Here is a 26,040-nt window from a genome sequence, read left to right as displayed (position 1 = left end):
TATCTCATCTGGCATTTAAAAAAACTCATTCTTAAATTCATGGCTTAGCTTATCTGGTCTAATTGACCTAGAAAATTCGTTTGAGTTTAAACAAGAATAATATTATACGACTAAAGATTATTTCAATGGGATTCTAGTTTTTTTTATGATTTTTTATTTTTAATTATTCTAAATAAGAGTTATGTTTGTAAAAAATATCATTCTAATAATTTTAAACTTGATCTTATGAAATCAAATACTTTAAAAACATTAACCTTTTTATTCCTAATGTTATTCGCAGCACCACAAATATTTGCTCACGCACTTTGGATCGAAACTAAAGCAACTGGAACAAAAGGAAAAGCTCAGGAAATCTCTGTTTACTTTGGAGAATTCTCTGATAATGACATTACAAAAGCAGATAAATGGTTTTCGGATTTAAAGGATTTCACTTTGATAGTAATTTCACCTTCAAAAAAAGAAACTAAACTTACTTCTAAAGCTTTGGACAATAAATATCAAGCATTCTTTACACCAGACGAAGATGGAGTTTATACTATTGTAATGCAGCATACAGTAAAAGATGTTTATGGTACAATGAAGTTAGATTACAATTCAAGTGCAACTGTGGTAGTTGGAAACAAAGCTTCGGGAAACTATGCGACAGCAAACAAAAATCAAATTGGTTTATTTTCTGAAAATGCTGACGTTGCTAAAAAGAATGAAAAAGTAACTGGATTTGCTATCTATGATGGTGCCTCTGCAAAAGAAACAAAAATTAAAGTAATCGCTCCAAACGGATGGGAGAAAGAGTTATGGACAAATGATAAAGGAGAATTCTCTTTTACACCTATCTGGTCTGGAAACTACATGGTAGAATATGCTCATACTGAAAAAGCTTCTGGAGATCATAATGGGAAAAAATACGACGAAATCTGGAAAATGGCTACTTACCAAATAACAGTAAAATAATTCTAGAAAAATTCATTCTTAGATTAATTTCAATTCAAGAAACCTTGCTTAACGGCGAGGTTTTTTTGTGTTTATAATTCGATTAATACAAAATTAAAACATCAATGTAAAATTCTTAAGCTAATCTTAAGAAAAAAATAAGCAAAATTTAAGCAAGAAAATCACTTCTTAATTTCCTGTTAAAGATGCTGTCTCTTTATATTTGCATTCGATAATTTTTATTGAATCTAAATAAATACCATGAAATATAATTTACTGTTAGCACTAGGATTATTGAGTTTTGCCTCTTACGGTCAAGATTATTCAAGTAACGAAACTACTTCTTCAATAACTGATACTGTAAAAAATAAAAAAGGACAAATTTTAAATGAAGTTGTAGTTACTAAAAACAAGGAACCAAAATCTGTAACAGCAGTGCGCTCAGGATTAAAACCAATGGATAATCCGCAATCAATACAAGTTATAGGATCTGAAGTTATCGAACAGCAGCAAGCCATCAGATTAAGTGAGGTTTTAAAAAATGCTAATGGTGTCTACGTTGGTTCTGCGCGTGGAGGTGCACAAGAATCTTTTTTCTCTAGAGGTTATGACATGTCTGCCAACAATATGTTTAAAAACGGATTTCGCTATAATGCAGGTTCTATTCCAGATGTTTCTGGTTTAGACAAAGTAGAATTTCTTAAAGGAGGTTCTGCCCTATTATTTGGAAATGTAGCTCCTGGAGGAATCTTAAATCTGGTAACAAAAACGCCTCAATTTAAAAGTGGAGGAGAAATCTCAATGCAAATAGGAAGCTATGCATATTACAAACCAGCATTTGATTTTTATGGAGGTTTAACGAAATCAATCGCATTTAGAATTAATGGTTCTTACGAAAACTCAGAAAGCTTTAGAGATGTTGTAAAAAACGAACGTTTATATATTAATCCATCGTTGCTTTTTGTTATTAATCCAAAAACACAAATTACAGTTCAGGGAGATTATTTAAGTGCAGACTGGACTCCAGATTTTGGAACTGGAATTATTGGTACCAAAATTCTTGATTTACCTCGAAATGCTTTCTACGGATCGCTTTGGTCGAATGGTACAACTAAATCTGCCAGCGCTTCTGTATTATTAAATCATGATTTCAATAAAAACTGGAAGCTTAACTTCAACAGTTCTTTTCAGTCTTATGACAGGGCTTCAAAATCTACAGCGCAATTATCTACAATAAAAGATAACGGAGACTGGACAAGACCATTAGTTCAAAATGAAAATTTAGAACAAATTTTAGGAGATCAGTTAAGTCTTCAAGGAAACTTTAGTACTGGATCTGTAAAGCATCAAATATTTACAGGTGCAGACTGGGAAAACTCTTTTGCTACAGCTTATACTTTTGCGTTTAATCCTGCAAATTATGACACTATCAATCTTTTCAATTTTGATCCGTCAACGCAAAGAAATGATATACCTGACGCGAGAGCAACTCAAATTGCAAAAACAGAAACCAATCGTTTTGGTATTTACCTCCAAGATTTGATTTCAATTACTGAAAAATTTAAAGTATTAGCGGGTATGCGCTGGTCATGGCAGGAAGCTGAAGTTACTACTTACAAGGAAACTGCGGTTTCAGGAGTACAGACAGTTCGTCCAGAAAATGCAGTCCCAACTGTTGGTGCAAAAAAATTAGATAATGCATTTTCTCCAAAATTTGGTTTGATATACCAGCCAAGAAAAGACGTTTCAATATTCGGAAGTTATTCAACTTCGTTTACTCCAAATACAGGAACAACAGCTGATTTAAAACCAATTGAACCATCTATTATTGACCAATATGAAGCTGGTATTAAAACCGATTTTTTAAAAGGATTATTAAGCACAAATGTTACTGTTTATCAAATCGTAAACAGCAATCTAGCCCAAACAGCTGAATTTAAAGCTGATGGAAGTTTAAACACTGATACAAACGTAAAAGTTTTAAGCGGTGAAACTAAAAGTAAAGGAGTGGAAATTGATGTTACAGCAAGACCCGTTGAAGGTTTAAGTATTATTGCCGGTTATAGCTATAACGATATGCGTTATTCTAAAACATCTGGTTTAAATGGAAGTTTTATAGAAGGCGATCGTTTGGTTAGAACTCCTGCGAATACGGCAAACTTAAGCTTTTTTTACACAGTACAAGATGGTTTCTTTAAAGGAATATCTTTAGGAGCTGTTGGAAATTACATTGGCGACCGTTTAGGTGGATGGAATGACCAACACAGTACTGATACTACCAAATATCCTGATGGCATTTACCATAGAGAAATACCTTTAGAAGGGTATGTTACAATTGATGCTTCTGTGGGATATACTTGGAACAAGTTCTCTATTCTTTGCAAATTATCGAACATTACAAACGAATTAAATTATACCGTTCACGAAAATTACAGTGTCAATCCTATTGCGCCGCGTCAGATAATGACTAGTTTACGTTATAAATTCTAAAATTTTTGAATTAGATTTCTCTTTCTGAGTTCTTGAGAATTTAAACCTCATCTTACAAAAGGTGAGGTTTTTTATTTTGTTAAAAATGTGTCTTTATTTATAAGTACTTTTGTCATCAAATACCATTTAAATTTAAAATTCATATATGTCAGATTCCACCAAAAACCAATTAAAGAAAAGTTTAGGCCTTAGTTTTAACATTGCCGTATTAATTGGAGGAACAATCGGCGTTGGAATTTTACGAACTCCAGGAACAATCGCAGAAATGCTTAATAATTACTGGCTCATAATCGCTTCATGGCTTTTTGGCGGTTTTTATGTTTTGCTTGGTGCTAATTCTTATGCAGAACTGGCTACAATGTTACCAAAAGCCGGAGGATCTTATAATTATATTAAAAGAGCTTTTGGCGAATATGCAGGTTTTCTATCCGGCTGGTTTGATTATATAACAAATGTTATTCCGCCTGCATTTTATTGCATCGTAATCAGTGAATATCTTATCATTTTATTTCCAGCATTGGCTAGTTATTCAACAGTAATAGCGATTTCACTTCTGACTGCTTTTGTATTAATTCATTTAAGTGGCGTCAAAAACGGAAGTGTTATACAACAGATTACCAGTTTTTTAAAAGTGATTTGTTTTGTGGCTTTAGTTGTAGCTTGTTTCATGTATTCTGGTGTTGAAGTGCCAGCGATTCAAACAGACAGCAGCTTCTTTCAAATCGGATTAATCTTTGGATTTTTTAAATCATTACAACTTATTATCGGAACTTATAATGGCTGGAACAGCGCTTGTTTTTTTGCCGAAGAAAATGATAATCCAAGTAAAAATATTCCGAAGTCACTATATAGTGGAGTTTTACTCGTTATGGCAATTTATGTTTTGGTAAATGCTGCATTTTTCCACGTACTGCCAATCGAAACTTTAGCTCAATCAAATCTCGCGGCGGCCGATGTGGCTAAAATTCTTTTTGGAGAAAATGGCGCTGTAATCGTTACTGTAATTTCTATCTTTTCACTAATTAGTATTTTGAATGCTTTTATGATGATTCCGCCCCGAATTCTTTACGGATTAAGCCGTGATGGATTTTTTATCGAAAAAGGAACACAAATCAATAAAGGAGGAACACCAATTGTTGCATTGTTAGTTTCATCTTTCGTAAGTTTATTTTTGATCTGCATCGGTTCTTTTGAAGTGCTGTTTTCATTTGCTGCTTTTATCTCGATTATCGTTTGGGGACTTGCCTACTTTTCTCTTTTAAAACTAAGAACATCAGAGCCCAATTTGCCAAGACCTTACCGCTCATTTTGGTATCCGTGGACAACGATAATTGCTATTGTAGCTTCTATTGCTTTGTTAGTGGGATTCATTTACAGTGATCCTAAAAGTTTTATAATTATTATCGGAATTACGATTGTTTCTTATCCTTTATTTTTGGCTTTGAGGAAAACTAAAAAGGGTTAATTTGAAATTTTCAAACGTCCCGAAGGGACGATACGATTATGATTTTATTTTTTTCTACCGATGAAATGTTCCTACGGGACATATATTGAATCTTTAGATATTACGATGAAACAGTAGTACTTTAGTCTTTTTTCTGCCAATTATTACTCTGTTCTATCGGAACATTTCGTCGGTAGAAAAAGGTTAAACAAAACGTATTTACGTTCCGTAGAAACGTCTGATTATTTTAATTATTTATATTTTTTAGACCTTTAAGAAGTTAGCCGATGAAGGAATAGATGAATTCCAAACATTAGGTTTTCATAATAATAGAAGTACACAGAAGTGGATAGAAAATAACTTAAAACAAAACCCGACAGGTTTTTGAAATCTGTCGGGTCCATTACTAAAATATATTGCTATCTCCTTGCTTTAAAATATTCTTCTAAACTTTCACATCCCGATAAATCTGAAGTGAATTCAGGAAATTGTTTTTTAACTCGTTTTGAACTAGAATATTCATTCTTTTCAGCATAATCCATCATTCGCAAACAAAGTGCCTTGAATTTATCTGTTTTGGCATTTTGATAAGCTAATTTATAATTTGCGATAGCTTTACTTCTACTTCTATATTCAATGTCATCAATATAGGATTCATTATTGTATTTGTCCCAATATGATCTACTCGAATAACGGCGCATCATCCAGGAATTCCCATAATCTGTCATATTGTAATAGCAATTTGCAACTAAAAAATAGTAATAATCCCGATCTTTTGTTTTTGAGTTATTTGCCAAATTGGTATATTTAATCAAATGCTCAGTTATAGAAAGTTTGGTTACAAAATATTTTTCTTCATGCTGAATAAAGTTTTTTGTATGCTTAAAATCATAAAACGGATTTTGGTCAAACAGATAATACTCATCATATTTTCCTCTTTCCCAACCATTATAATTATCCTGCCAGTATTTTTCAGGTAATTCTTTGAAAGTGGTTAAAGCCTTATTTAATTGATCTTCGCGAATGTATTTTGTTCCCAGTAAATCTTTGAGATAATCTTTATCACGAATAAGCTTAGCATAGATTTTCTTTTCAAAATCAGTTGTATTGTTCTCTTCTATTTTATTTACTATTTTTTGAAGATCATTTGCCGAATAAACAAAATCTAAATAATCAAAATAGGTGTAAAATTCTTCTAGATTTCCAGAAGTTTTAATTCTATTAGAACGCCATTCCACATTATCGTAATTATAACCATAATCTTGTTTATTACTAATTAAAGATATTAAAGCTAATCCATCTTCAATATTACCTCTAAATTCTAATTCACGCCCTAAAGCAAAAATAAAACGTTCATCATCTTTATATTTTAAAATAATATCTTCTATTTGAGGTTTTATAACAGCATTTCCATTTTCCTGATTCGCAGTAAGACAAAGTGCCTTTATCTTTTCAATTTCTTCTGTTATTTTCTCATTGGGATATTCTTTTTCAAAAGATTCAATTCTCTTTAAACAAGAAGAATAATCCTTAGATATAAATTGGAAATTAATCTGAATCGCTTTCCAAACTAAGGGATTTTGAGTTTTATTGATTTCAACCGAATTTATGAAATCCAGAACTTCTTTTGCATACAATCTGTCTTTTTCAGAACGTTTTCTTAAAGTTTCAGTTGTTATTTTATCACCCTCATTGATCCACCAAGATGATCCAAATTCAGTGGAAGGCGAATAATTAGAGTAATATGGAGTATAAACCCAATCTTCAATCTTATTAGCTTCACGTAAAATCAGAAAATCCAGAATTTCAGATTTTGGATTATTTATATAAATCTTTTTTAAATAATTAAGGTTTTTATCTACTTTCTGTACAGAAGCATAGGCATATATATTTGCTATTTCTTCTTTGCTTTTGGCATATTTTAAAGCTTCCTTAACTTCAAAATCAAAAAAATAATAACTTGCATATCTTTTCTCAGCAGAATTTGCCATCAAATTAACGACATCAATTATTTTCCCTGGATCTGAATTTCTCATTGTATAAAAAAACAGGCTCCAATAATAGAGATAATCTTTTTGTTTATTTCTGAAATTTGATTCAAATACGGATTCTAACTTCTCGCTTCTTAGTGAATAATAGGCAAGCCGAATTGCCAAAAAAGCATACTTACGCTTAAAATATTGGTTTTGTTCTTTTTGTATAATGTGAATTATTTTATCTAATAACGCACTTCGATCATGATCCAAAAATTCATTTCGTTCCCAAACGTCTTCTTCATAAGGATTTATTTCGCTGTTTTTAGCTATTTTTAAATAAGCAATAGCCTCTTTTTTATTGTTTTCATATAAATACCTGATAAATTCGTTATTACTTTTTGGATTAATATCTGTAAATGATAAATTGAAATTAAAATCCTCTATTTCATTTATTGAAACTTTTTTATTGGTATAATTATACCAATCTATAATATTAGCATCAATTGCTTTATTACTATTTTTTTCATCATAATTATATCCCAAAATATTAGCATTATAATAAAATGCTCCGAATCCGGAAAATTTAAAATACTCTGGTTTAAGAATAGAATACCGAATGTCCTCGCCATACGGAGAATAACCGCAAGCAAAGCTCTTGAAAAAGCTACTTACTAAAAGAGCTGTAAAAACTAGAAATTTCTGCATTGCTGTATTTTTTAAAAGTACTTTCGCCTAAATCAAATAATGAAATTGTGGTGTTTTTATCCAGCTCAACATTATTTTTTATAATTGAAATTGCCTCCATTATTTTTTTTGAATCTACTTCTTCACATTTTATCTGGTCACCAATTCTAAAATAATTCTTATCATTATAAGTAGTATCTTTTGTTACTTCATACCACATTGGCTTAACTTCTTTTGTAAATGTTTTCATATCGGCAGAATTTATATTCAACAAGCCAGAAAAACGATCATTTTGATACCATTGTGTCCAATAAAAAACGGGTAATGCTACATCCAAATGTAATGGATAACTTCTTCTTTTATTTAAATATGACTTTAATTCATCCAGATCTAAAATGGAATTTTTTGTTTTGTTTTCTAATGGTTTTATTAAGTTGTAACACATAAGCATTGCTTTATCTACTGGTGGAACTCCCATAATATCTGGATATTTATAAGGATAAAGACGAAGTGTACAACTTATTTGTTTTTTTGAGAGTTCTTTAATCTTTTTCAGCAAATAAAAATACTTGTCTTTAGTTGATTTTGTCCAATCGCAATCAATTTGAATTTCATCATATTCAAAAATTACCTTTTCTTGACTATTGTAATATGATTCCTTATGATATTTATCAATTAGAAAAACAATATTATCTGCAAGCTTATCAAGCGATCTTTCATCATTATATTGAAATATCTCATTTCTTATAAAAACAGTCGGCACAATATTTAGAGAATCCAGATTACGAAACATATATTCATTTGGTGAATTTTTTTGATAAGGAAAATTACCCATCGCCTCATTGTAATCGACTTCAAATAATTTATAGTATATTTTTTTTACCTTTAATTTATTGATCCCTTTAACAGATTCATCATCAAAATACGAACTACTTTTCCAGTAGTAAAAGGCCCTTTCAACATTTTCAATCTTGTTTTCTTTATTCGAACAAGACCAAAATACGATTGAAATAAAAAGAAGTAAAATACTGTTTTTCATTATAAATGAGAATAAAATTAAAGAGATAAGTTGTACTTAAAATTATAGATTTTTAATATACTTATATTTAAAAATCATAAACTATTTATCAAACGAAAAAGTAATACATTTATTACAAATAAAAAACCCGACAAATTTTAAAAATTTATCGGGTTTTTATCTTTATACCTAACAGGTTTTAGAAACCTGTTAGGATAGCCATTTATTATTTCAAACCAGCAATACTTTGCTCGATTGTAGCAATTTTTGCTAAAGCATCTGCTTCTTTTTGTTTTTCATTTGCTAAAACTTTCTCTGGCGCTCCGGCAACAAATTTTTCGTTTGATAATTTTGCCTGAACCGATTTTAAGAAACCTTGCGTGTAAACCAACTCTGCAGTTAGTTTTGCAATTTCTGCTTCAACATCAATATTTCCTGAAATCGGGATGAAATATTCGTTTGATTTTACACGGAAAGATAATGCCCCGTCAACTTTTGCAGTAACATATTCGAAAGCAGAAACGTTTCCTAATTTCGTCACAATTGAATCAAAATGCGTTGTCAGGTTCTCGCTGTTAATTGCTTTTAATTCGATTGCATCTTTAAACGGAATATTTTTATCTTTTCTGATCGTTCTAATTCCAGAAATTACTTCTGTAATATTATCAAAATCAGTAATTAAATCTGCATTGAATGGTTTTAATTCTGGCCAAGTCGAAACAATTAAAGCTTCTTCTGGAGTTCTCTCTGCAATAAACTGCCAAATTTCCTCTGTTAAGAAAGGCATGAAAGGATGTAACAACTTCAAGTTGCTTTCTAACATTTCAATTGCTTTGTCAAACGTTGCTTTATCAATTGGCTGTTGATACGCCGGTTTGATCATCTCTAAAAACCAAGAACAGAAATCATCCCAAACCAATTTATAAATTGCCATTAATGAATCTGAAATTCTGTATTTCTCAAAGTTATCTTCAATGTCAACTAAAGTCTGCTGTAATTTCGCTTCGTACCATTCGATTGCCACTTTTGATGATTCAGGCTGAGCGATAGTTTCTGAAACTTCCCATCCTTTAATCAGTTTGAAGGCATTCCAAATCTTGTTTGAGAATGCTTTTCCTTGATTACATAATTCTTCATCAAACATAATGTCGTTTCCTGCAGAAGCGCTTAAAAGCAACCCTACACGAACACCGTCAGCTCCGAATTTATCGATCAAGTCTAAAGGATCAGGGGAATTTCCTAAAGATTTAGACATTTTACGACGTTGTTTGTCACGAACTAAACCAGTTAAATATACGTTTGTAAATGGTTTTTCGCCTGCATATTCGTAACCTGCGATAATCATTCTCGCAACCCAGAAAAATAAAATATCTGGACCTGTTACCAAGTCATTTGTTGGATAGTAATATTTGAAATCTGGACTTTCTGGATCCATGATTCCTCCAAAAACTGACATTGGCCACAACCAAGATGAAAACCAAGTATCTAGAGCATCAACATCTTGTTTTAAGTCAGCTGTTGTAAGTGAGTTGTTAGATGTTTTTTCTTTTGCTAAAGCTAAAGCATCTTCGATATTTTCAGCCACTACAAAATCTTCTTTTCCGTCTCCGTAATAATAAGCTGGGATTTGTTGTCCCCACCATAACTGACGAGAAATGTTCCAATCGCGAATATTGTTTAACCAGTGCGCATAAGTATTTTCGAAACGTTTTGGATGTAATTTAATATCTCCCGTTTCTAAAACTGACTTAATTGCCGGTTTTACCAATTCTTCCATTTTCAAGAACCATTGGTCTGATAATCTTGGTTCGATTACCGCTTTTGTTCTTTCAGAAGTTCCTACTTTATTCAAGTGGATTTCTGTTTTTGCTAAAGCTCCAATTTCTTCTAATTCTTTTGCAATTTCAGTACGAACCACAAAACGATCTTTTCCTTGATAATGCAATCCGAAACTATTTAATGTCGCATCTTCATTAAAAATATCAACGATTTCTAGATTGTGTTTTTCACCCAGCGTTTTGTCATTCATATCGTGAGCAGGCGTTACTTTTAAACATCCTGTTCCGAATTCTACATCTACATATTCGTCTTCAATAATCGGAATTACTCTGCCACAAATTGGAACGATTGCTTTTTTACCTTTTAAATGTGTAAAACGCTCATCGTTCGGGTTGATGCAAATTGCAGTATCTCCGAAGATAGTCTCTGGACGTGTTGTTGCAATCGTCAAGAAATCTTCTGAACCTTCAATTTTATATTTTAAGAAAAATAATTTTCCTTGTTGTTCTTCGTAAATAACTTCTTCGTCTGACAAAGTTGTTTTAGCTTCTGGATCCCAGTTCACCATTCGGTAACCTCTGTAGATCAAACCTTTGTTGTATAAATCTACAAACGATTTAATTACAGATGCAGACATATCTGGATCCATCGTAAACTTAGTACGTTCCCAATCGCATGAGGCACCTAATTTTTTAAGCTGCTCCAAAATTGTTCCGCCGTATTTATCTGTCCATTCCCAAGCATGTTTTAGGAATTCTTCACGTGTTAAATCATTTTTATTGATTCCTTCTGCTTTTAATTTAGCTACAACTTTTGCTTCAGTTGCAATAGATGCGTGATCCGTTCCTGGAACCCAGCAGGCATTGAAACCTTTAAGTCGTGCTCTACGAATTAATACATCCTGAATTGTATTGTTCAGCATATGTCCCATGTGAAGGACTCCAGTGACGTTTGGCGGCGGAATTACAATTGTATAAGGTGTTCTATGATCTGGCTCAGAATGAAAATAGTTATTTTTCATCCAGTAATCATACCATTTGTTCTCGATCGTCTTAGCGTCAAATTGTGCTGGAATTGTCATTTATATAGGTTGTTTATTCGTTTAACTGTTTAATCGTTTATTTGGCTAACTGTTTAATTGTTAATTGGTCTTCGGATCAATTATTAATCCTCATTCGATTAAACGAATTAACGATTAAACAATTAAACACCAAAATTGGTTCAATTTTTGTAATTATAACTGAGAGCAAAAGTAAATAATTAAGTACACTATAAAAAGAGAAATAATAATTTGTGTGTTAATTAAAAGAATGTATATTTACTTACAATTAAAAACTAATTTCATATGAAAAATGCAGCCACTTTTATTGCAGTTTTATTGTTTAGTGCAATAAGTTATGCACAAAACGGCCCAAAAATTGAATTTGCAGCCCCTGACAATACAATTGATTATGGAAAAATTTCTAAAGGTGATAATGGGCTTCGCTCTTTTGAATTTACAAATACAGGAGATGCTCCTTTATTAATTACTGGTGCAGAATCAACAGTAAGTTCAATTATAGTAACAAAACCTTCGGCAGCAATTATGCCAGGTAAAAAAGGAAAAATCGATGTAAAATACAACATGGCTTCTGGACCAATTCGTAAAACAATTACTGTTGAAACAAATGCAGTAAATTATCCTGACGGAAGAGTCGCCCTTAAAATTAAAGGTGAAGTTTTATAAAATTTAATCTTATAAATAACAAAAGCCGTTTCTATTTAAAGAAACGGCTTTTTTTTTATTATAAATCTTGTCATTTCGAAGAAGGAGAAATGACAAAATTGTGTAATTACTTTGATATTATTTTTTCTCAGCACATTCTGCACTATCAAATTTATATTTTACACGTTCAAAATCGATTGGTTTGTCTTTTACTAAATAGGTAACACCCATCGTAGTCTGCATTGTTCCGTTTCCTAAAATAAGTTGTTTGTCACGTTTTAAAAGTGCCATTGGATTTTTGAAAATTTTGTCCTTAGTGGCTGCTTCTTTAAAAGTATAATCTATAAACAAAGTATCTCCGTGAAATTCTCCTGCAACTTCACCGGTTCTTACTGTCACAGGCGCAACCTTCATTATCATGTTACCCGATACTTTTCCGTTTTTTAAATTATTTAATTTTAAATCGACTGTATCCTTTTCGTATATCGCTCTATAGCATTCAGTACTTACAATCTTTTCTCCATCAGCTTTTGCTGCTTCGGCTTCTTTTTGTTTTTCTTCATTTTTACAACTTTGTAATCCAATACAGATTACAAGCATACAAGGCAAAATTAGGTTTTTCATATTTTAAATATTTTGTTTCGAGGTTATTCTATAAAATTAAATAAAAAAGAAATCAACAGAAAGTATTTTGCAAAATTTTCTGTAAAAAACAAAAACCCGACAGGGTTAAAAAACCTGTCGGGCTGGATGATTTGTTTATAAAATGCTTACAAATTCTTAATTACAAATTCAGACCTTCTGTTTAATTCGTGTTCTTCTTCAGAACAAGATTCATCGGTTTTACATTTTATAATTGGCACAGATTCTCCGTACCCTTTTGCAGAAACTCTCTTGGCATCAATTCCAGATTGAATTATAAATTCTCGTGTAGAATTGGCTCTTTTTTGAGATAGATCTTCATTGAATTTTGCATTTCCGCGAGAGTCTGTATGTGATCCAATCTCGATTACCATTCCTGGATATTTATTCATTAAATCGACAACTCGCCCTAAAACAACTTTTGATTCTTTACGAATGTACCACATATTGTAATCAAAATAAATCGGATCGGTTTTGATGATTAATCGGTCTTTATCTCTTACAACATCTTTTTCTGTCGCTAAAATTTCTTTTACTTTTTCCTGTTTTTTAACTTCTGCCGCAGCTATTGCAGCTTCTTTGGCTTTTTTCTCTTTTTGTTTTAATTCTATTGCAGCAAGTTCAGCTTTTTTCTTGTTTTCTTCTTCGATAATGATTTCCTGCTTTCTCTTGTTTTCTGCAATTTGTTTTTCTTCCTGCTTAATGGCTTCTAAAGATTTTAATGCTAAAGATGCATCGCTTACAGCATCTCTAGTTTTTCCTAAAGTCAACGATTTAGACTCATTAGTATACTTCTCCTTAAAAGCCGAAACTTTATAAGAAGCTTCGCAGGCCACTGTAAAACTGAATTTTCCATCGGCTGCAGTTGTTATTGTATTTAAAGTTTTATTCTCTGCATCTTGTAAAATTACCGTTGCATTTTCTAAAGCCAATTTCGTATCAACATCTGTAATTATTCCTGTGATAAATTGTTTACAATCTTCTACAATTAAATCTTTAATTTCTTTGAATTGATAAATATCGTCACTTCCCTTTCCTCCTTCTCTATTCGATGCAAAAAAGCCTTCTTTGGTATTGGAATCAATATTAAATGCAAAATCATCTAGATTTGAATTTAACGGCAAACCAATATTAACTGGTTTTGAATATTCATTTCCATTTATTTCAGAAACAAAAACATCTAAAGATCCGTAACCTAAATGTCCATCTGAAGAAAAATAAAGTTTATTATCTGCAGATGCAAAAGGAAATTGTTCTCTTTTATCTGTATTTACTAATGAACCTAAATTCTTTGGATTATCGAATGCTCCTTTATTTACATTTACAGCATAAATATCAAACGAACCAAGAGAACCCGGCATATCAGAAGCAAAATACAATACTTTTTCGTCGGCACTTAAAGCTGGATGTTCAACAGAATAGTTCGGACTATTGAACGGAAGCGATGTAATATTGGTCCATTTCCCGTTCACTAATTCAGCTTTAAAAATCTGAAGATTAGAGATTTTTTTGTCGTCTTTCTTTTTCTTTCCGTTTTTAGAATTGTTTCGGGTAAAATACATTGTTTTACCATCTTTGGTAAAAACAGCATTTGATTCGTGCATTCCTGTTTTTAATTCTTTAGCAAAATAGTGTACAATAGAATCCGACGCATTAATATTTTTTAACGGAATGGTAACTAAATTCAAATAGGTTTCATTGTCCCATTTGTATTTTTTATCAAACCAGCCCGGCTTTAATTTAACTCCTGCAAAAACAAGATTCTCTTTATATTTTACGGCTCCAAATTCAGAGTTGGGAGTATTTATGGGCAAGTTTTTAATCTCGAAACGCTTTCCTATTGCGGTAACATTTTCTAATGTTTTAAGCTCTTTTTCGAAATTAATAATGTCTTCTGCATTAGTAGATTTAGAATAATATTCTTTTAAGGCTGCATTGGCATCATCAGCACTATTGGTTGCTTTTAGAGTTTGCGCATATCTAAAATAATAAGCTCTATCTAAATTATTACCATAATTATTAATTAGTAGACGATAATAGCGCTGTGCTTTTACCAAGTCGTTGGTATAGAAATAAGAATCGGCTAGATTTTTTATTACTTCTTGCGAAGGTTTTTCGTCAGCTAATTTTTGGTATAAAACAATTGCTTCGCTGTAATACGTTTTATCAAAAAATCGTTTTGCACGAGCTAATTCCTGATCTTGGGCATTTATAAACTGTATTGAAAATACGAATATAATAACGAGTAGTTTTTTCATATTTTTCATTTTAAAAGAATCTTGGTGATTTATCAAATCCTTTTCCTAGTAAATCTAAATCGAATAACAGCATAATTTCGTGCGTTCCTGAATTAAACTGACCGAAGTTCGTAAGTGTATAATCGTAAGCATAACCCACTCTTAGTGTTGGTGTAACATTTATATTGAACAGTGCACTTACCGAATCGTCAATTCTATAAGCTGCACCAAATTCAAACTTTTCGTTGTACAAAACATTTGCTGTAACATCTAAAGTTATTGGTGAACCTTTTACAAATTTGGACATAAATGCCGGTTTTAATTTCAACACATCATTGAGCTGAAAAACATAACCTGCCGTTAAAAAAGTGTGTATTTCTTCAGAACCAAAAGCATTTACTCCTGATTTTTCTTCGATATATTTAGATTTTAGCAAATTAGGAACAGATAATCCAACATACAAATTGTCTCTAAAATAGTAAGCTCCAACTCCAATATTGGGTTTAGTGGCATTTATGTTTTCTGAAAAAGCAAAATCAGTTTGCGGGTCTGTGAAACGAAAACCATTAAAATTGCTTTGCATAGATGAAAATCCAGCTTTTAAACCTAGTGAAAGTTTATTTTGTCCGCCTAGTTTTAAGACATAAGCAAAATCGGCGTAGACATTATTTTCTTTTTTGGCACCATCTCCAATATCATCTGAGATGAACGAGATTCCTGCTTCTACTTTATCTGTAATGGCAGTGTGCCCGAAAAATGTAAATGTTTTTGGAGCTCCAACTGCACCAACCCATTGTGTTCTATATAGTCCGCCAAAATTCATCATTGCGGGAACTCCTGTTGCATACGCGGGATTTACGACACTCATATTGTACATGTAATGTGTATATTCTGGATCCTGCTGTGCAGAAACTGATAAGTAGAAAAGGAAATTTATAAAGAGTAGTATTTTTTTCATTTGAAAATTATATTAGAAATATAAAAAGAGATTTATCGATTTAAATAAAGACGGCCTTGCTGCGGCGGTTTATTATCTTTATTAAAATGAAGCACATAAAAATAAACTCCGTTGGGTGCAACTCCGCCGGCGATACCACTCTTTTCATAGTTCATTCCGTCCCAAGCAGGTTTATTTTTATCTCCTTTATACATTCCGTTTCCGTATCTATTATAAATTTCAAGTGTGTAATTTGGGTATAAGAATTCAATATCTTTTATCACAAATGAATCGTTTGTACCATCCCCGTTTGGAGAAAATCCATCGGGAACAAAAAAGTCATTTGGCACATTATCACATCCTGTTAATGTAACAGTGACTTCGATATATTCTGAAGAGAAACAGTCTGTACTTGGAAAATTAAATCCATAATATCTGCCTTGTTCAATCAGATGAGTTGTACTAGATAATAAATTTCCATTATTCGGAGCATCATACCAAACCACACTTGAAGGAACATTGGTATTATTGGATAAATCTGCAATCGTTGGATTATTTAATCCGCAGAAGTTTTGCCCATCTGAATTTAATACGGGAGATGGTGAATCGTTTATGGTAACTATAACTACGGCAGCTTCAGAAGTACATCCCGCGAGCGAAGTTTCTCTTACATAATAATTACCAGATTCTAAAATCAAAGTACCTGCCAATGGCGTGGTTGATGTTGCTGAATTGTACCATTTATATTGATTTCCGTTGGGAACTAAATTAGCAACTGCAGCTTCATCAACTTTACAAAAAAATTGAGGATTAACTGTTGGCGGAACTGGTATTGGGTTGATAATAAAACTGTCTAAAACATTAGTTAAATTAATATCACAACCGGTAATATCGTTCTTTAAATTTGTTAATGAAATAATTGTTGAACCTGTATTTAAAAGTAAACCTGCAGGAATCTGAAATTCTGCTTTTCCGTTAACAGCCGTCAAAGTAATTGTTTCTGAAGCAATATTATCTCCAAGAAGCATATAATTAATTGTAATATTAGTTAGATTTCCTAATCCTGAAATTGTTGCTGAAACGGGATCATTTAAACAATGATCGCTTACTGCTACACTAACTGTCGCAGCATTTGGAAGCGGATTTATAATTAAATTCCCTCTTACATTTGCTGTATTGGTACAAGTAGTAACGGTATTGGTTATATTAGTTATTACTATAGATGAAGCGCCGCTGTTTCTATTTAAGTTTCCTGGAATTACAAAATTTCCTTCTCCCCCAGATACTGTTATATTCCGTGTCTGCCCTAATGCAAAATTATCTCCTGTAACATTGTATACAATATTATAATTGCCATCTGGCAGTAAAGCTGCATTTTTTAAATAAGCCAAAGCATCTTTATTTTGGCATGTTGGATCAAGCGTTAACACTGCACCATCTAAGCGTGGAATTGGATGAACTTCAAGAACATCAGATAAATTATTGACAATATTTACACAGGCTCTTTTACTTGTAGTTGCTACAATATTGGTAATAGTCAGCGTAAATTTACCTACTTGTCTAAAGTAAGAAGACGAAACTGGAAAATTAAGAACTCCATTCACAAAACTAGAAGTAATCGTTTGACTTCCTCCGTTTGGTCCAGATACATTAAAGGTTACTTCGTATTGTCCGTTTGGAATAGGGTGAGCCCCTTGTGTCAATGTTGCAGAGTAAACCGCTGTTGGAATTTCTGGTTCACATATATCTTTAACGACATCAACTTTTGCTCCTGTAAAATCAAGTCTTTTTTCTATCGTTACCTTAACAGCTGCAGTTTTATCTGGGCAAACTTTATTATTTGGAGTAGCATAAACAGTATAGTTAAACTGATATTCTCCTGGTCCGCGTGCATTGTATAAATCCTCTAAATTCACATTATGATCTGTTGGAGAAGTAATTCCAGGACCGCTCCATTCACCGCCACCGTCTTGACCAGAAAGTCTAGTATTTAAATCTAAGTCTGTATAATTTGAAATCTCCGTATCAGCACAAATTAATAAGTCGCTCGGAGTTCCTTCTTTTGGTGCTCTAACAACAGTTATAATTACTGTAGAAGAAGGCGAATCTGTCGAACAAGCAAGCACAGGCGGAACGGTATAAGTATATTGATAAGCTCCTTTTTTATCAGTTATCGGGATAGATGATTCTGGTAAAGTCTGTCCGTTGCTGTCTGTCCAAACTCCATTAGTGTGCGGAGCCATAACGGTACCATTGAAAGCGGTAAAGAGATTAAAAAAATTTTCGTCGCTACACACGGTTGCATAAGGAGCTGGTACACCAGCATACGCGCCAATTCTTATCGTGATCTTAGCGGTTCTGTTGGTACATCCTGCTGTAACTGGGGCAGTATAAGTGTATACATAAGTACCTCCACTGCTTATAACTTGAGCATTCAGCGTTCCATTTACTGCGTCTAATCCTCGAGGGTTAGTATTTGCAGTCCATGTCCCTCCTGGCACTGGAGTTCCTCCTAATAAAGAAAACAAAGAAATATTTTGATTTACTGGATCTGCAATTGTAGTACATAAATCTAATTGTGCATCAGATCCTGCACATTGTGCAGCAACTTTTGTGGGTAAAACCAATAAACAAGTAAAAACAAATAGTATTTGTAAGAAATTAAAGTAGTTTTTGGCCATAGATTAAATTTTTGTTAAACATAATAAAATATCTAGGCAAAAATCTAATTTTAACAAACATTTTTTCACAAAAAATAAAAATTTCTTTAAAATAATTTTATAAAAACCAATTTTACTTAAGGTTAAGTTATTCTTTGTCAATTTCAAAGTTCATCTTCTAATTTGAATCTGAATTTGAGTACTACACTATTTCTTTCTATTTCTAAATTTATCCAAATATCATCTTCAGATTTTAAAAGATTGTTTATCTGCTGTAAACTGTATCTGTATGGCTGCGTATTATTTATGCTTATTATGATATCACCTTTGCGTAAACCACATTTTTCTGCGGCTGAGTTCTTGCGCACATTCACTATTTCGTAAACCGGCTTAAGGGCAAATTTGTATTTAAAATTGTTATTATTTTTGTCTTTTTCCTGTAATTCATCAATGGTCGAGGCCACTTGTACAGTTTCAAGATGAACGGTCTCCTGTACCCACTGCAAGCCGTTATGCTGAACCGTAATCCCACTTTTATTATAAGTAAACGGCTCGTTAAATTTGCTGTTTTTCTTTAAGTATAATTTTTTCTCCTTATAATCAAGTACAACGGTAAAACGTTTTAGAACCTCTCCTCCAACAGAACCAATACGTCCTGGAACCATCTTCACATTTCGGATGGAAACTGAATCGGGAAATGAAACAATTGGTTTTTTAAAATCAAATTCATCAATCGAAAATTTATCGATTTTAGCGCGATGTCCTTCAATATCACCGCTGAAGCCTTTTCCTAAGAAATCAGGAAAGTTTTTGTCTGGAAGTCTGATTGTATTATTCTCAAAAATCCAGAAAGCATCACTATTTCCAATATCAATTAAAAGTTTTGCCGGAATATCAACATTATTTACTGTAGCTGTAGTTAGAATATAAGGTTTTGATCTTTCTATAGTTATCGGGATTTGTTTGAATTTCTTATCCAATTTGTCCTGAAATTTATTATTTCTGGCATAAACTATAATTTTCTTTTTTTGATAATTAATTTCGACTACATTATTTCGAAAGAATTTATGACCAATGATTCCGTTAACAGGGATTCCGATATGAGAAGATAAATTGAAACTTTGATCCAAAATAATAAAAACCATATGGTCGTCTGATCTTAAACCATGTGTTTCTAAAATATTTTTTGTTGATTTTAAACCCTCAATTTCTTCTTCACTTCCAAGACCCCTAAGTTTTATTTTTTCGACATTATTAAAGCTTACTTCCTGCTTGTCTTCCATACTGAACAAAATAGTTTCTTCAACACCCGAATCCAATAGAAAATTTAGTTCTACTCCGTTTACTTTAATGGGAATAAAAATAAGATTATTAATCAATTTAAAAGGGACTGTAGCCTTTGCTGCATTGTTTTGTAATAAAAAATCGCCTTGTCCGAAAAGCAAAAAAGGTAAGAATAACCCAAAAAACAATACTATATATTTTTTCATTGGCAATATTTTATTATAAAATTAGTAAATATATTTATTATTGTTACATTTTTGCAAGTACCCTTATTGTTTACGTTAAATTCGAAAAAAAAATGCAAATTTGCACTTCAATAATTTATACTCATGCCTACAATTTCACACAAGGGAAGAAACATGCCCGAATCTCCGATACGTAAGCTTGCTCCTTTTGCAGATCTAGCAAAGAAAAAAGGACACAAGGTGTATCACTTAAACATTGGTCAACCGGATATCAAGACACCGGAAGTGGCCATCGAGGCGGTAAAAAATATTGATTTAACTCTTATAGAATACAGTCCGTCTGCCGGATATGAAAGCTATAGAAAGAAATTAGCTCATTTTTACCAGCGCCAAAATGTAAACGTTAACACAGAAGACATCATTGTAACTACTGGTGGTTCTGAAGCCTTACTATTTGCGCTGGCCACAATAACAGATCCTGGAGATGAAATTATTATCCCAGAACCTTTTTATGCTAATTATCACGCATTTGCATCGTCTACGAGCGCAACTGTAGTACCACTTGTTTCTACTATTGAAACTGCATTTGCTTTACCAAGTATAGACGAAGTTGAAAAATTAATAACACCCAAAACAAAAGCCATTCTGATTTGCAACCCTGGAAATCCGACTGGATATTTATATTCTGAAGCTGAAATTAAGCAATTGGCTGGTTTGATTAAAAAACACGACTTGTACTTAATTGCTGATGAAGTGTATCGTGAATTTTTATACGACGGAGATGATGTACATTTTTCTGTAATGAATTTAGAAGATGTGCAGCAAAACGTAATTATGGTCGATTCTGTTTCTAAACGTTACAGTATGTGCGGGGCAAGAATTGGCTGTTTGGTTACTAAAAACAAAGATGTTTTAGCAACGGTAATGAAATTTGCTCAAGCACGTTTGAGTCCGCCTACAATTGAACAGATTGCCTGCGAAGCTGCTATTGATACGCCTCAAAGTTATTTTGATGAAGTAATTGCAGAATACAAAGAACGCCGCAACACGCTAATTGCCGAATTAAATAAAATTGAAGGAGTTATTGTTACAAAACCTAAAGGCGCTTTTTATTGTATTGCTGAGCTTCCAATAAAAGATTCTGATGATTTTGCACAATGGCTTTTAGAAAGCTATAATTTAAACGGTGAAACTGTAATGATTGCTCCTGCCAAAGGTTTTTATTCAACCCCTGGCATGGGATTAAATCAAGTGAGAATTGCATATGTATTGAATAAGCAAGATTTAATTACTGCCGTAAATATTTTAAAAGAAGCATTATTGGTTTATAATAACAGATAATCAAGATTTTAAAAACAAAATTCAAAAAGACAATAACCCTTTCGTTATTGTCTTTTGTGTTTTAAATTAGAATATTATGATCGTTAATTTAGATTATATCCAAAAAGGAACAATTAAATCGTAAAAACCATAGAAAAGGTTTCCTATTTATTAATTATCTTTACCGCCTTAAAAAGATATACCCAATATAATAGTAGTTTTTAATGATAAATAACGAAGATTTTTTAGACGAAATAGGTGACAGTCATTTCAGCAGTAACGCCAAAAACCCTTTAAGAGAAGATGCTTTTGACTTAACTGATGAAGAAAAAATAGAAAAAATAAAAAAAGATGTCGAAAACATTCTACAAACTCTTGGAATGGATTTGACAGACGACAGCATTAAAGGAACTCCAAATCGAGTTGCAAAGATGTTTGTAAAAGAAATTTTTGGAGGTCTTAATCCTGCAAAACAGCCAAAAGCTTCTACTTTTGACAATAATTATAAATACGGTGAAATGTTAGTAGAAAAAAACATTACTGTTTATTCTACCTGCGAACACCATTTACTTCCAATTATCGGACGCGCTCACGTGGCTTATATCTCAAGCGGAAGAGTTATTGGTCTCTCTAAAATGAATCGTATTGTTGAATATTATGCTAAAAGACCTCAGGTTCAAGAGCGTTTAACAATGCAGATTGTACAAGAACTTCAAAAAGCTTTAGGAACCGAAGATGTTGCCTGCGTTATAGATGCAAAACATCTTTGTGTAAATTCACGCGGAATCAAAGATATCGAAAGCAGTACTGTAACTTCTGAATTCGGCGGAAAATTCAAAGACCCTCAAACGAAAAGAGAATTTTTGGACTATATTAAATTAGAAACACAGTTTTAAAAGTTCATTGTTTTTAGTTAATAGTTTGTTACTCTGATGGCGAAAGTAGAAAAATTGAGGATTTGAATTGAGATTAGCTAGATAAATCTGTCAGTTAATTGAATTTTAATTCAAAAACCTCATTTAAAAACAAACCTTTTTCTTAGAGACCAAAGTAATAGAAGTTCAAACTTGATTGCAACTAAAATGCAATCAGATAAATAGTTTAAAAAAATACTATCTTTCTAAAGAATAAAAAAAGTTATTAGAAACGATTAAACGTTTTACATAATCAAAAAAACCAACATTTAAACGATTAAACAAATTAACGGTTAAACGATTAAACAATAAAAAATATGCCACTATATAGCAGTCAGCCCTTAAAAATATACAATTCACTTTCGGGTGAAAAAGAAGATTTCAAACCAATCCATGATGGAAATGTTGGAATGTATGTTTGTGGACCTACAGTATATAGTAATGTTCACTTGGGAAATGTGAGAACTTTTATGTCTTTTGATGTCATCTTTAGATATTTTCTGCACTTAGATTATAAAGTGCGTTATGTTCGAAATATTACCGATGTAGGACATATTGTTGACGATGTTGATGAAGGTGAAGATAAAATTGCAAAAAAAGCCCGTTTAGAACAATTAGAACCAATGGAGGTTGTACAGCGCTATACTGTAGATTTCCATAACATTCTAAAAGCTTTCAACTTTTTACCACCAAGTATTGAGCCAACAGCGACGGGACATATTATTGAGCAGATTGAAATCATCAAAAAAATTATTGATAAAGGCATTGGTTATGTTGCCAACGGATCGGTATATTTTGATGTTGTAAAATACAACGAAACCAATAATTACGGCATTCTAAGCGGTAGAAATATCGATGATATGCTTGCAAACACGAGAGATCTTGACGGACAATCTGACAAAAGAAATCCGCAGGATTTTGCACTTTGGAAGAAAGCAGAACCAGAACATATCATGAGATGGCCTTCACCTTGGAGTGATGGTTTTCCAGGCTGGCATCTTGAATGTACTGCTATGAGTACCAAATATCTTGGAAATCATTTTGACATTCACGGAGGCGGAATGGATTTAAAATTCCCTCACCACGAATGTGAAATTGCTCAAAATGAAGCTTGTACTGGCCAATCTCCTGTAAATTACTGGATGCATGCTAATATGCTGACTTTAAACGGAAAGAAAATGGCTAAATCGACTGGAAATAATATTTTACCAGGCGAAATTCTTAGCGGAGACAATAACATTCTAAGCAAACCATTTTCTGCTTCTGTAACTCGTTTTTTCATGCTTCAGGCACATTACAGAAGTATATTAGATTTTTCTGATGATGCAATTGTTGCTGCAGAAAAAGGATATAAAAGATTGATGGAAGCAGTTGATGCTTTACCAAATATTAATCCAGGAAATACAAGTTCTATAGATTTTGCAGCATGGAAACAGCTTTGCTATGACGCAATGAATGACGATTTCAATACACCCATTTTAATCGCTCAGTTGTTTGAAGCCGTTCGTTATATCAACTTATTAAAAGACGGAAAAGAAACTATTTCTGCAAATGATTTAGCAGATTTTACAACAGCTGTAAATGCTTTTGTGTTTGATGTTTTAGGACTTAGCGATGAAAAAAGTGCTGAAGGAGACAATGATAAATTAGAAGGAGTAGTTAATATGCTTATCGGAATGAGAAATCAGGCGAGAGCAGATAAAAACTTTGCCCTTTCTGACCAGATTAGAGACCAATTAATTGCTTTAGGAATACAACTAAAAGACGGAAAAGAAGGAACATCTTTTAGCATTCAGTAAAGAAATTAAAACTTTGGATGTAACAAAATTCTTTTAAAGACAACAAATAGAAGTCTGGAAAAACTAGACAATAAGTATTGATAAAATGTTATCCAAAATTCTAATATATCCATTTGTACTCTTGGTTCGTTTTTATCAAACGGCAATTTCTCCGTTTACACCGGCGTCCTGCAGATTTGAACCTACATGTTCGACTTACATGATCCAAGCTTTGCAGACTCATGGATTATTCTACGGCGGATTTTTAGGACTAAAACGTATTTTAAGCTGTCATCCTTGGGGAAGAAGCGGTTACGATCCTGTACCAGAAAAGAAATGCAATCATAAACATTAACCTTTTATAAAACGGTACTTTACATTAAATATTTATTTTTACAATATATAAAACATTTTACATGACACACGCCTTAAATTTTGTTTGGAATCCCTCAGAAGGAATCAATTTAGGATTTTTTATGATTCGTTATTACAGCTTAATGTTTGTAATTGCTTTTCTTTTAGGATGGTTCTTAATGAAAAAGATTTTCGAAAGAGAAAACGAATCACTAGAAAAATTAGATTCATTATTTGTTTGGACAGTTCTTGCAACTTTAATTGGTGCACGTTTAGGACATGTTTTCTTTTACGATTGGGAATATTTCAGAAACCATTTACTGGAGATCTTCCTTCCTTTTAGATTCGAACCAAAATTCGAATTCACAGGTTTCCAAGGATTAGCGAGTCATGGTGCAGCAATTGCTATTATTGTTGCTATGTATTATTATAGTAAAAAGATTCTAAAACGTCCTTTATTATGGATTTTAGACCGTATAGTAATTCCTGTTGCCAGTGGAGCTATTTTTGTTCGTTTAGGTAATTTCTTCAACTCAGAAATTATTGGTAACGAAACTACATCTGCATTTGGGATCCGTTTTTTACATGATAAATTCAGTAAAAATGAAGCTGTACAAAAAACTGGAATTGCCGATCCTGTAGAAGCCTACAATGCAATTGCTACAAATCCAAAATTTGCTGATTTATTAGCTCAGGTTCCAGCAAGACATCCTGCACAATTATACGAAGGGTTCTCTTATATTTTTGTCTTTGCAATTTTGTACTTCTTATACTGGAAAACAAATACTAGACTTAAATCTGGTTATTTATTCGGATTGTTTTTAGTTCTTTTATTTGTTGTTCGATTTGTTGTTGAATTTGTAAAACAAAGCCAAGGCGGTATAGAAGAAGATTTAGGTTATTTTTCAACAGGACAATGGCTGAGTATCCCATTCATAATCATTGGACTTTTCTTCATAATTAGAGCACAAAGAAATCCTCTTGCAGAATCATAATAATTTTACATTATATCAAAACGCCCAATATCTAAGATATTGGGCGTTTATTTTTTATAATTGATACGAAATACCAAACTCAATATTCTTTGTATTATAGCCCGCATTTGAGCTTCCTAAACCTGCATTTGATACATGTCGCAAACTCGGACGAATATCAAGCTGGAATTGATCATAAGCAGCCGTAAAACCAACCGCCAAAACATCTGCAAACGCAAAACCTTTAGACATACGCTCAGTTTCTGTATCTGTTATCATTGGTCCAATACTTCCTAATACGTAACAGGAGAATACTTTTCCTATTGGTTTTCTCAACATAAAGCCCAAATTAAGAACATATTCGTGAACGTTTTTCAATTGCATATACTCAACTCTTTTCTGTTCAAAATTTGGCGTCTCCGGCTTTACGAAGTATAAATTCAATAACTGATGTTTTCCAAAATTTATTTCTGGCTGTACTAAAATATTATATTCAAAATTTCGAGTTTTCTTCAGTCTATAATACAACTGCGCTTTATAAAAATGATTGGTAAAAGTATAATCAGTATTATTGAATTCGCTTCCGAAACCATAACTCATTCCTATTCTAAAGTCACTGCTTTTCTGCTGAGCATTGATATTCAGTACTGCAAACAGAAGAACTACCGTGAATATTCTTTTTCTACTCATAAATAGGATTTGGATCTGAGATACAAACATAAAAAAAAG

Annotated in this window: 18 protein-coding genes; 9 read left to right on the top strand and 9 right to left on the bottom strand. The window is 32.4% G+C overall.

What is annotated here, in order from left to right:
• Positions 1 to 225: 225 nt before the first annotated feature.
• From EDB96_RS10825 to EDB96_RS10815, 3 genes are all read left to right on the top strand, one after another.
• The gene (locus EDB96_RS10825; protein WP_057119028.1) at positions 226 to 951 is read left to right on the top strand and encodes a DUF4198 domain-containing protein; all 726 of its coding nucleotides are present in this window, start codon (positions 226 to 228) and stop codon (positions 949 to 951) included.
• 240 nt (positions 952 to 1,191) lie between these two features.
• A complete protein-coding gene (locus tag EDB96_RS10820; RefSeq protein WP_134140741.1) occupies positions 1,192 to 3,420 on the top strand; it encodes a TonB-dependent siderophore receptor in 2,229 nt (742 codons plus the stop codon).
• A 145-nt stretch (positions 3,421 to 3,565) separates the two neighbouring features.
• Positions 3,566 to 4,885 carry an APC family permease gene (locus tag EDB96_RS10815; RefSeq protein WP_134140739.1) on the top strand — a complete coding sequence of 440 codons (1,320 nt, stop codon included), beginning with the start codon at positions 3,566 to 3,568 and terminating at the stop codon, positions 4,883 to 4,885.
• A 398-nt stretch (positions 4,886 to 5,283) separates the two neighbouring features.
• Here the strand turns inward: EDB96_RS10815 and EDB96_RS10810 are convergent, their stop codons facing one another.
• The 3 genes from EDB96_RS10810 to EDB96_RS10800 form a co-directional block, all read right to left on the bottom strand.
• Positions 5,284 to 7,545 (bottom strand): hypothetical protein, encoded by a 2,262-nt coding sequence (locus tag EDB96_RS10810; RefSeq protein ID WP_134140737.1) that lies wholly within the window; start codon positions 7,543 to 7,545, stop codon positions 5,284 to 5,286.
• Positions 7,505 to 8,563, bottom strand: coding sequence for a hypothetical protein (locus tag EDB96_RS10805; protein WP_134140736.1), 1,059 nt, complete (start codon positions 8,561 to 8,563; stop codon positions 7,505 to 7,507). The genes EDB96_RS10810 and EDB96_RS10805 overlap by 41 nt, the downstream gene beginning before the upstream one ends.
• Before the next feature lie 205 nt (positions 8,564 to 8,768).
• Complete coding sequence (locus EDB96_RS10800) at positions 8,769 to 11,402, bottom strand: valine--tRNA ligase (RefSeq protein WP_057119040.1); 2,634 nt, start codon at positions 11,400 to 11,402, stop codon at positions 8,769 to 8,771.
• 264 nt (positions 11,403 to 11,666) lie between these two features.
• On the opposite strand from EDB96_RS10800, the gene EDB96_RS10795 reads away from it, so the two are divergent.
• Entirely contained in the window at positions 11,667 to 12,047 is a 381-nt protein-coding gene (locus EDB96_RS10795) for a DUF1573 domain-containing protein (RefSeq protein WP_057119042.1), read from the top strand.
• A gap of 117 nt (positions 12,048 to 12,164) precedes the next feature.
• Here the strand turns inward: EDB96_RS10795 and EDB96_RS10790 are convergent, their stop codons facing one another.
• The 5 genes from EDB96_RS10790 to EDB96_RS10770 form a co-directional block, all read right to left on the bottom strand.
• Positions 12,165 to 12,650 carry a hypothetical protein gene (locus tag EDB96_RS10790; RefSeq protein ID WP_057119044.1) on the bottom strand — a complete coding sequence of 162 codons (486 nt, stop codon included), beginning with the start codon at positions 12,648 to 12,650 and terminating at the stop codon, positions 12,165 to 12,167.
• A gap of 146 nt (positions 12,651 to 12,796) precedes the next feature.
• The gene (locus EDB96_RS10785) at positions 12,797 to 14,926 is read right to left on the bottom strand and encodes an OmpA family protein (RefSeq protein ID WP_134140734.1); all 2,130 of its coding nucleotides are present in this window, start codon (positions 14,924 to 14,926) and stop codon (positions 12,797 to 12,799) included.
• Positions 14,927 to 14,936: 10 nt separating this feature from the next.
• Positions 14,937 to 15,863: a type IX secretion system membrane protein PorP/SprF gene (locus tag EDB96_RS10780; protein ID WP_134140732.1), complete on the bottom strand. Its 927-nt coding sequence runs from the start codon at positions 15,861 to 15,863 to the stop codon at positions 14,937 to 14,939.
• 32 nt (positions 15,864 to 15,895) lie between these two features.
• Positions 15,896 to 18,523: a gliding motility-associated C-terminal domain-containing protein gene (locus EDB96_RS10775; RefSeq protein WP_134140730.1), complete on the bottom strand. Its 2,628-nt coding sequence runs from the start codon at positions 18,521 to 18,523 to the stop codon at positions 15,896 to 15,898.
• Between the two features lie 143 nt (positions 18,524 to 18,666).
• On the bottom strand, positions 18,667 to 19,992 hold the full coding sequence (locus tag EDB96_RS10770) for a PDZ domain-containing protein (RefSeq protein WP_134140728.1): 1,326 nt from the start codon (positions 19,990 to 19,992) through the stop codon (positions 18,667 to 18,669).
• Positions 19,993 to 20,115: 123 nt separating this feature from the next.
• Here EDB96_RS10770 and EDB96_RS10765 point away from each other — a divergent pair, with 123 nt between their 5' ends.
• The 5 genes from EDB96_RS10765 (at position 20,116) to lgt (ending at position 25,332) form a co-directional block, all read left to right on the top strand.
• Positions 20,116 to 21,312, top strand: a complete 1,197-nt coding sequence (locus EDB96_RS10765; RefSeq protein WP_057119050.1) for a pyridoxal phosphate-dependent aminotransferase — start codon at positions 20,116 to 20,118, stop codon at positions 21,310 to 21,312.
• Positions 21,313 to 21,515: 203 nt separating this feature from the next.
• Complete coding sequence (gene folE / locus EDB96_RS10760; RefSeq protein ID WP_134140727.1) at positions 21,516 to 22,187, top strand: GTP cyclohydrolase I FolE; 672 nt, start codon at positions 21,516 to 21,518, stop codon at positions 22,185 to 22,187.
• A gap of 335 nt (positions 22,188 to 22,522) precedes the next feature.
• Complete coding sequence (gene cysS / locus EDB96_RS10755) at positions 22,523 to 24,004, top strand: cysteine--tRNA ligase (RefSeq protein ID WP_134140726.1); 1,482 nt, start codon at positions 22,523 to 22,525, stop codon at positions 24,002 to 24,004.
• Between the two features lie 85 nt (positions 24,005 to 24,089).
• Entirely contained in the window at positions 24,090 to 24,338 is a 249-nt protein-coding gene (gene yidD, locus EDB96_RS10750) for a membrane protein insertion efficiency factor YidD (RefSeq protein WP_134140724.1), read from the top strand.
• Between the two features lie 61 nt (positions 24,339 to 24,399).
• On the top strand, positions 24,400 to 25,332 hold the full coding sequence (lgt, locus tag EDB96_RS10745) for a prolipoprotein diacylglyceryl transferase (protein ID WP_134140723.1): 933 nt from the start codon (positions 24,400 to 24,402) through the stop codon (positions 25,330 to 25,332).
• 54 nt (positions 25,333 to 25,386) lie between these two features.
• Here the strand turns inward: lgt and EDB96_RS10740 are convergent, their stop codons facing one another.
• On the bottom strand, positions 25,387 to 26,001 hold the full coding sequence (locus EDB96_RS10740) for an acyloxyacyl hydrolase (protein WP_134140721.1): 615 nt from the start codon (positions 25,999 to 26,001) through the stop codon (positions 25,387 to 25,389).
• Positions 26,002 to 26,040: the final 39 nt, after the last annotated feature.

Origin of the sequence: Flavobacterium sp. S87F.05.LMB.W.Kidney.N, assembly GCF_004366435.1 — a bacterium.
In the GTDB taxonomy this organism is placed as follows: domain Bacteria; phylum Bacteroidota; class Bacteroidia; order Flavobacteriales; family Flavobacteriaceae; genus Flavobacterium.
The sequence above is the reverse complement of the archived record's forward strand: the minus strand, read 5'-3'. Positions and strand labels throughout refer to the sequence as shown.

Excerpts from the sequence above, each read along its gene's own strand:
- EDB96_RS10740 (WP_134140721.1), bottom strand. The coding sequence starts at position 26,001 with ATGAGTAGAAAAAGAATATTCACGGTAGTTCTTCTGTTTGCAGTACTG.
- EDB96_RS10765 (WP_057119050.1), top strand. The coding sequence starts at position 20,116 with ATGCCTACAATTTCACACAAGGGAAGAAACATGCCCGAATCTCCGATA.
- EDB96_RS10800 (WP_057119040.1), bottom strand. The coding sequence starts at position 11,402 with ATGACAATTCCAGCACAATTTGACGCTAAGACGATCGAGAACAAATGG.
- yidD (WP_134140724.1), top strand. The coding sequence starts at position 24,090 with ATGTTATCCAAAATTCTAATATATCCATTTGTACTCTTGGTTCGTTTT.
- EDB96_RS10775 (WP_134140730.1), bottom strand. The coding sequence starts at position 18,523 with ATGGCCAAAAACTACTTTAATTTCTTACAAATACTATTTGTTTTTACT.
- EDB96_RS10780 (WP_134140732.1), bottom strand. The coding sequence starts at position 15,863 with ATGAAAAAAATACTACTCTTTATAAATTTCCTTTTCTACTTATCAGTT.
- lgt (WP_134140723.1), top strand. The coding sequence starts at position 24,400 with ATGACACACGCCTTAAATTTTGTTTGGAATCCCTCAGAAGGAATCAAT.
- EDB96_RS10815 (WP_134140739.1), top strand. The coding sequence starts at position 3,566 with ATGTCAGATTCCACCAAAAACCAATTAAAGAAAAGTTTAGGCCTTAGT.
- EDB96_RS10790 (WP_057119044.1), bottom strand. The coding sequence starts at position 12,650 with ATGAAAAACCTAATTTTGCCTTGTATGCTTGTAATCTGTATTGGATTA.
- EDB96_RS10825 (WP_057119028.1), top strand. The coding sequence starts at position 226 with ATGAAATCAAATACTTTAAAAACATTAACCTTTTTATTCCTAATGTTA.
- EDB96_RS10820 (WP_134140741.1), top strand. The coding sequence starts at position 1,192 with ATGAAATATAATTTACTGTTAGCACTAGGATTATTGAGTTTTGCCTCT.
- folE (WP_134140727.1), top strand. The coding sequence starts at position 21,516 with ATGATAAATAACGAAGATTTTTTAGACGAAATAGGTGACAGTCATTTC.
- EDB96_RS10795 (WP_057119042.1), top strand. The coding sequence starts at position 11,667 with ATGAAAAATGCAGCCACTTTTATTGCAGTTTTATTGTTTAGTGCAATA.
- cysS (WP_134140726.1), top strand. The coding sequence starts at position 22,523 with ATGCCACTATATAGCAGTCAGCCCTTAAAAATATACAATTCACTTTCG.
- EDB96_RS10785 (WP_134140734.1), bottom strand. The coding sequence starts at position 14,926 with ATGAAAAAACTACTCGTTATTATATTCGTATTTTCAATACAGTTTATA.
- EDB96_RS10810 (WP_134140737.1), bottom strand. The coding sequence starts at position 7,545 with ATGCAGAAATTTCTAGTTTTTACAGCTCTTTTAGTAAGTAGCTTTTTC.
- EDB96_RS10770 (WP_134140728.1), bottom strand. The coding sequence starts at position 19,992 with ATGAAAAAATATATAGTATTGTTTTTTGGGTTATTCTTACCTTTTTTG.
- EDB96_RS10805 (WP_134140736.1), bottom strand. The coding sequence starts at position 8,563 with ATGAAAAACAGTATTTTACTTCTTTTTATTTCAATCGTATTTTGGTCT.